This window comes from Vibrio sp. 1751 (assembly GCF_033339895.1).
GTDB classification, from domain to species: domain Bacteria; phylum Pseudomonadota; class Gammaproteobacteria; order Enterobacterales; family Vibrionaceae; genus Vibrio; species Vibrio alginolyticus.
In genome coordinates this window covers 1-7,192 of the sequence record NZ_JAWOVM010000137.1, presented here as the reverse complement: position 1 = coordinate 7,192, position 7,192 = coordinate 1, and the positions used below count along the sequence as shown (strand labels likewise).

Genomic DNA, 7,192 nt, shown 5'->3' with positions numbered 1-7,192 from the left:
AAAAACGAATATGGAGATAACACTGTGAGCATAAAACACTGGATGAGCGCACCTATTGCGGTTGCGACCTTATTCGCCAGCCAATTATTTTTGGTTGACGCTCCGTTAGCGGCAGAAGAGAAGGATTTTATCGATCCTCGTAACGATGTCTTTGAACAGAACCACCCTGATCAATACCATTCTTGGAAAGCAACATCCGAAAGTGAGCACATTGAAGATGCTCTAAGTGAAGACCCAAACATGGTTATCCTGTGGGCAGGTTATGGCTTCGCGAAAGACTACAACAAAGCGCGCGGTCACTTTTACGCACTTGATGATGTTCGCCAAACCTTACGTACCGGCGCACCAACCGACGAGAAGTCCGGGCCTATGCCGATGGCGTGCTGGAGCTGTAAAAGCCCAGACGTTGCTCGCGTGATTGATGAACGTGGTGAAGACGGTTATTTCGAAGGTAAATGGGCACGCTTAGGCTCAGAAATCGTCAACCCTATCGGTTGTTCCGATTGCCACAACACAGGCTCTGAAGCCTTCAAGAAAGGCGAACCTGCGCTAGCACTGACTCGCCCATACGTCGAGCGTGCTTTTGATACTATTGGTAAAAACTTTGATGAACAGTCTCGCCTAGATAAGCAAGCATCGGTCTGCGCTCAATGTCACGTTGAATACTACTTCACCGGCCCAACTAAAGCGGTTAAATTCCCATGGGATATGGGCACCACCGTTAATGACATGGAGAAATACTACGACGCGTTGAATTTCAAAGATTGGACGCATGCCGTATCTAAAGCGCCGATGCTAAAAGCACAACACCCGGGTTTCGAAACTTGGAGAGCGGGTATTCATGGTAAAAACAAAGTGGTGTGTGTGGACTGCCACATGCCTAAAGTGACCAAAGAAGACGGTACGGTGTACACAGACCACAAAGTGGGTAACCCATTTGATCGTTTTGAAGACACCTGTGCGCAATGCCATACCCAAACTAAAGAGCAGCTACAAGGCATCGTCTCGACTCGCAAAGCGCAAGTACTGAACATGAAGCTAACCGCCGAGAAGCAAATCGTAGCGGCACACTTTGAAGCAGGCGCAGCGTGGAAAGCAGGTGCAACAGAAGCAGAGATGGAACCTATCCTACAAGATATTCGCCATGCACAATGGCGTTGGGACTACGCGATTGCTTCTCACGGTGTCCACATGCATGCTCCTGAGATAGCACTTGAAGTACTAGGTACTGCAGTTGATCGCGCTGCTGACGCCCGTACCAAATTGGTTCGTTTACTGGCAACCAAAGGCATTACTCACCCTGTTCAAATTCCAGATATCTCGACCAAAGCGAAAGCACAACAAGCACTAGGCATGGATATGGATAAGATGAACGCAGATAAGAAACACTTCCTAGAAACTGTGGCACCAGAATGGGATAAAGCAGCGGCTGAACGCGAAGCCACGTATTAGTCTAACTGGCAGAGGTTAATTTATAGATACAAAAAGGGGCGCACTGAACGCCCCTTTTCTTTATTTCTTCATCCTCGATTCTATCGAGAGTGAAAATCGAATGTACTAGCGACGAGGAAGCCTCGGTCTAGGCTGAATATTTGGACGTGCTTTAGGTATCTGCACATTTGGACGAGCAACTGGACGCTGGATCTTCGTTTCCGGTAATGCTTTTCTTTGTTGAACCTTTTCTTTTACCGCTTTGTCTTGTAAAGTCGCTGGCTCAATACGTTCCGGACGATTCTCCCATTTGGTTTTAATCTCTTGCTTTTGCTCGTCAGGCAATGATTGCCAATGATCGTCGAGTTGGCGTTTCATGTTATCGATATTGGCGGACATATCATCGTCTTTCCAATCTTCGACTTTGTCTTTGATGGATTGCTGTTGGTCTTCATCTAAACCATTCCACCACTCTTCCAGTTTCTCTTTGTATCCATCGTCGTTATCGCAACAGCCCGGATAGTAATAAATCCAGTAGTCGTCATGATCGTACCACCACGGGTCGTAGTAACCCGATGAATAATAAACCGTAGAGGAAGAGCCAGAATGATCGGAAGAGCTACAACCCGCCAGCACAGAGCCGCACAGCAAAACCAATATGCTTAGTGCTTTATTTTTCATTCGTTGCCCACCTTTCCCTCTATTGCTTGTTAAATTGTACGCTTACAACAGCTCTTTTGCTTTGTTAATAGAGTTAATGATTTGCACCCTATCTAAATTTGGATCATCAGAATCTAATAATAGTACCCAGGCATCAATCGCTTCCTGAAATCGGAATGACAGAAAATGATCATTTGCGATCAAAGACAAAGCGGCTTCATTGTGCGGCTCTATCTGCAAAGCTTGCTCCAAAAGCAAGCTAACTTCTTGCGTCATTGATTGCTGGTGAATGTAGTACAAGGTCGTCGCTTTTGCGGCAAGTTGCGTGGCACTGACTGGCTCAGTCAGTTGGATCGCGTAATCAAAACAAATCAGCGCGCCATCAAATTCCCCCTCTAGCAGGTAGCCCTGCCCGAGTTGGAACCACAATTCAGCGTTGTTCGGATCCTCTCGTAGCTGGTCCTGAATCTCTTGCATGATGTCACGAGCAGTCATCATACGTGACATTTCCGCGTGTATTGGTTTAGGCGGTGTTTGATGCAGCAATAAGAAACTGGCACTCGTCACGACAAGTACTAACAGGCAAAAGCCAAACCATTGAGCAGGTTTAACTTTTGATGCACTCAGTGATAAGAGTACGATAAACAACCCCATTAGAGTGATGGCAGCGAAAAACCAAACAGACATAACACGTCCCATAAACAAAGATAACGTCAGTGTACGCATTTCTTACTTTAAATGCGTTGATACAGATACAAAAAAGCCGAGCAACTAAGGCTCGGCTTTTCATATCAGGATAACGATGTAAAATTACTCTTCGTTACCTTCCTCTGCATCATCAGCAGCTGGAGCTTCTGAAGCGTCTTGCTGCGTATTTTCGCCTGTTGACTCTAACGCTTCTGCATCTTCATCAGCAGGCAGCTCTTCATCATCAACTTCTTCAATACGTTGCAAACCAACAACTGATTCATCTTCCGCAGTACGGATAAGCGTTACACCTTGTGTGTTACGACCAACCTGGCTAACTTCACCCACACGAGTACGTACTAACGTGCCAGCGTCGGTGATCATCATCATTTCATCACCTTCAACAACCTGGATAGCACCAACTACCGGGCCATTTCGCTCAGAAACTTTGATAGAAACTACACCTTGAGTGCCACGACCTTTTGTCGGGTACTCGCTAAGTGCTGTACGTTTACCATAACCGTTTTCTGTAACCGTTAGGATGTCGCCTTCGTGCGAAGGAACAATAAGTGATACAACTTGGTCATTTTCAGCCAGTTTCATACCACGAACACCAGAGGCGGTACGACCCATAGGACGAACACCTTTAAACTTGATCTCTGGCTGACCATTCTCATCAAGAACTGGTTTACCATTTTCATCAAGTACTGGAATCTCCTCTGCTTCTTTAAAGCGAACCACTTTACCCGCTTTAGAGAACAGCATGATTTCGTTTTCGCCGTTAGTGATATCTACACCAATTAACGAATCATCTTCACGTAGGTTTACTGCAATCAGGCCATTTGAACGAACATTTGCAAACTGGTTCAACGGCGTTTTCTTAACCGTACCGTCACCTGTTGCCATGAAGATGAATTTGTCTTCAGAGAATTCATCAACACGTAGAATCGCGGTAATGCGCTCACCTTCTTCTAATGGAAGGATGTTCACAATTGGCTTACCACGCGCAGTACGGCTCGCTAGAGGCAATTGGTAAACTTTCAGGCGGTATGTCTTACCACGAGTAGAGAAACACAAGATGTTATCGTGGGTATTCGCCACTAGAAGACGCTCGATATGGTCTTCATCTTTCATCTTAGTCGCACTCTTACCTTTACCACCACGGCGCTGTGACTCGTAGTCGCTCAGTACTTGGTACTTAACGTAACCACCGTGAGATAGAGTAACCACAACGTCTTCACGTGCGATCAGCTCTTCCATGTCAATATCATGGCTCGCAGCTGTGATTTCTGTACGACGAGCGTCACCAAAGCCGTCACGAACAGCTTCAAGTTCTTCACGGATCACTTCCATCAAACGCTCAGTGCTCGCAAGGATATGCATGAGTTCAGCGATTTCTTCTAGAAGTGTTTTGTATTCGCCAAGAATCTTCTCGTGTTCTAGACCTGTTAGTTTATGTAAACGTAGATCTAGGATAGCTTGTGCTTGTTGCTCAGTCAGGAAGTACTGACCATCACGAATACCATATTCAGGCTCTAGCCATTCAGGGCGCGCAGCATCTGTACCAGCACGCTCTAGCATTGCTGAAACGTTGCCTAAATCCCAACCACGAGCGATAAGACCCGCTTTTGCTTCAGCCGGTGTAGGTGCCTTACGGATAAGCTCAATGATTTCATCAATGTTAGCAAGCGCTAGAGCTAAACCTTCAAGGATATGAGCACGTTCACGCGCTTTACGCAGTTCGAAGATAGTACGACGTGTCACAACTTCACGACGGTGATCAACGAAGCACTTCAGCATATCTTTTAGGTTGAATAGCTGTGGCTGGCCATTGTTTAGGGCCACCATGTTGATACCGAAAGTGGTTTGCAGCTGAGTCTGAGCGTAAAGGTTGTTTAGAACTACTTCGCCCACAGCATCGCGCTTACACTCAATAACAATGCGCATACCGTCTTTATCTGACTCGTCGCGCAGTGCACTGATGCCTTCTACTTTCTTATCTTTAACTAGCTCAGCGATCTTTTCGATCAAGCGAGCTTTGTTCACCTGGTAAGGAATTTCAGTGACGATAATGGTCTCTTTACCATTCTTCTCCACTTCGATGTCCGCTTTCGAACGCATGTAGATTTTGCCACGACCTGTTTTGTACGCGTCTACAATGCCTTTACGACCGCTGATAAGCGCCGCTGTTGGGAAATCAGGACCAGGAATGTAATCCATTAGTTCATCAATAGTGATTTCTTCATTATTGATGTATGCAAGACAGCCATCAATCACTTCGCCAAGGTTATGAGGCGGGATGTTGGTTGCCATACCTACTGCGATACCAGAAGCACCGTTAACCAATAGGTTTGGAATTTTAGTTGGAAGAACCGCTGGGATCTGCTCAGTACCGTCGTAGTTTGGTACGTAGTCTACGGTTTCTTTGTCTAGGTCAGCCAATAGTTCATGGGCAATTTTTGCCATTCGAACTTCGGTGTAACGCATTGCCGCAGCAGAGTCGCCATCGATCGAGCCAAAGTTACCTTGACCATCGACCAGCATGTAACGAAGCGAGAACGGCTGAGCCATACGTACGATTGTGTCGTACACAGCACTATCACCATGTGGGTGGTATTTACCGATTACGTCGCCGACAACACGGGCTGATTTTTTATATGGTTTGTTCCAATCGTTGCCTAGTACGTTCATCGCGAATAAAACGCGGCGGTGTACTGGTTTTAGGCCATCACGCACATCTGGAAGAGCACGACCCACGATGACTGACATCGCATAGTCTAGGTATGAACCTCTAAGCTCATCTTCAATGTTTACGGGCGTGATCTCTTTAGCTAAATCGCTCATAGAGCCATTATCCCTCTATTATCTGATCGTAATTACGATACGTGTAAGGTGCAAAAATATAACACACAATTCATCACTTCGGCATCACTTTCCCTCTCCTTTTATCAGGTTGTGAGCTTGGTTATGAATCAAATGTCGAGAATTTGCACACTCATCCCATATCTTTCTGATTAGTGGTTATATTTCGGTCAATATTGAGCAAAATCGGACCCTTTACGCGGAAAAGCGAGGTAAATTCCTTTAACCACACAACGCGAAAATGCAGGTTTTAGAGTTATTGTCACTGGCACCAGTTCAAGGATGAAGCAAAAACAATAGTTAGCGCTTTACAAATTACAGGCACCTGTCTCGATTGCCGCGCCAGTGAACTCTGTCATTGTCCCTTAACTAAGCACATCGAGGTTGTTTGGGTGTAAAACGTTGGAGTATACTGGCGCCCTCTAAAGGACTCAGATTGAATGCAATAAAACCAATTATGACTAAAGCACAAAACGTCGACCCAAGTGAAATTAAGAAATTCGAGGACATGGCTTCTCGATGGTGGGATTTAGAAGGCGAGTTTAAGCCGCTTCATCAAATTAACCCACTTCGTTTGAACTATGTACTTGAAAAAGCAAATGGCTTGTTTGGCAAGCGAGCACTTGATGTCGGCTGTGGTGGTGGCATTCTTGCTGAAAGCATGGCAAAAGAAGGCGCTATTGTGACGGGGCTTGATATGGGTAAAGAACCATTAGAAGTCGCGCGACTACATGCATTAGAAACAGGCACTCAACTGACCTACATTCAGAGCACAATAGAAGACCACGCTATAGAAAACGCAGGAACTTACGATGTCGTGACTTGTATGGAGATGCTTGAACACGTTCCAGATCCTCTCTCCGTTATCCGCTCTTGTGCTGCGCTAGTCAAACCCGGTGGTCACGTGTTTTTCTCAACTTTGAACCGAAACATTAAGTCGTACTTATTTGCTATTGTCGGTGCTGAGAAGCTTCTTAAGATTGTTCCTGAAGGCACTCATGAGCACGATAAGTTTATCAAGCCAGCCGAAATGATGAAGATGATAGACCAAACTGACCTGACGGAAATGGGCATTACTGGACTTCATTACAACCCTCTAAATGATAGCTACAAACTCGGTCGTAATGTAGATGTAAACTACATCGTTCATACTAAAAAATACTGAACGCTATTAAGTTAAAAAATGAGTTTTGTGATTGACATTTTTTAAAGAAAATGAATCGGAAGCGGTAGCATAAAGTTGCCGCTTTTTTTGTCTTTTTATGGCTAAAATTCGTGCTCTAGATTCCATTTTGACCAAGCCATTTTTCGTAGATAAAAACGGCCAAAGATCAAGGAAAATATTTTTGCATGCGGTTATTTCTAAACCGATCTCGAAACCGTACTTTTAACCATTCAAGTCTGCCCTTTTCTCATCGGTTAGTGTTCACTTACTGATTTTTTTCATTTTGTCAGTTATCCACAAGTCATCCCCGATCTGTACCTTGATAAATCAGTGTAATAGCACTATCTTGTAACCCGCAAACAAATGAACCCCTATATGTTGTGTTTA

The 7,192-nt window shown here is 45.1% G+C and carries 5 protein-coding genes; 2 read left to right on the top strand and 3 right to left on the bottom strand.

Going from position 1 to position 7,192, the window contains the following annotated elements; all coding sequences use genetic code 11:
• Positions 1 to 42 precede the first annotated feature (42 nt).
• Positions 43 to 1,452 carry an ammonia-forming nitrite reductase cytochrome c552 subunit gene (gene nrfA, locus R7041_RS22105; RefSeq protein ID WP_062730519.1) on the top strand — a complete coding sequence of 470 codons (1,410 nt, stop codon included), beginning with the start codon at positions 43 to 45 and terminating at the stop codon, positions 1,450 to 1,452.
• A gap of 105 nt (positions 1,453 to 1,557) precedes the next feature.
• Here nrfA and R7041_RS22100 read toward each other — a convergent pair whose 3' ends face one another.
• From R7041_RS22100 to gyrA, 3 genes are all read right to left on the bottom strand, one after another.
• Complete coding sequence (locus R7041_RS22100) at positions 1,558 to 2,112, bottom strand: hypothetical protein (protein WP_062730518.1); 555 nt, start codon at positions 2,110 to 2,112, stop codon at positions 1,558 to 1,560.
• Between the two features lie 42 nt (positions 2,113 to 2,154).
• Positions 2,155 to 2,778 (bottom strand): tetratricopeptide repeat protein, encoded by a 624-nt coding sequence (locus R7041_RS22095; protein ID WP_062730838.1) that lies wholly within the window; start codon positions 2,776 to 2,778, stop codon positions 2,155 to 2,157.
• Between the two features lie 123 nt (positions 2,779 to 2,901).
• Entirely contained in the window at positions 2,902 to 5,622 is a 2,721-nt protein-coding gene (gyrA, locus tag R7041_RS22090) for a DNA topoisomerase (ATP-hydrolyzing) subunit A (protein WP_005376821.1), read from the bottom strand.
• Between the two features lie 475 nt (positions 5,623 to 6,097).
• Between gyrA and ubiG the strand changes: the two genes are divergently transcribed.
• Positions 6,098 to 6,805, top strand: coding sequence for a bifunctional 2-polyprenyl-6-hydroxyphenol methylase/3-demethylubiquinol 3-O-methyltransferase UbiG (ubiG, locus tag R7041_RS22085; protein WP_005376820.1), 708 nt, complete (start codon positions 6,098 to 6,100; stop codon positions 6,803 to 6,805).
• The last annotated feature ends 387 nt before the right edge of the window (positions 6,806 to 7,192 follow it).

Coding starts and splice junctions, on each gene's coding strand:
- gyrA (WP_005376821.1), bottom strand. CDS start 5,622: ATGAGCGATTTAGCTAAAGAGATCACGCCCGTAAACATTGAAGATGAG.
- ubiG (WP_005376820.1), top strand. CDS start 6,098: ATGACTAAAGCACAAAACGTCGACCCAAGTGAAATTAAGAAATTCGAG.
- R7041_RS22100 (WP_062730518.1), bottom strand. CDS start 2,112: ATGAAAAATAAAGCACTAAGCATATTGGTTTTGCTGTGCGGCTCTGTG.
- R7041_RS22095 (WP_062730838.1), bottom strand. CDS start 2,778: ATGTCTGTTTGGTTTTTCGCTGCCATCACTCTAATGGGGTTGTTTATC.
- nrfA (WP_062730519.1), top strand. CDS start 43: ATGAGCGCACCTATTGCGGTTGCGACCTTATTCGCCAGCCAATTATTT.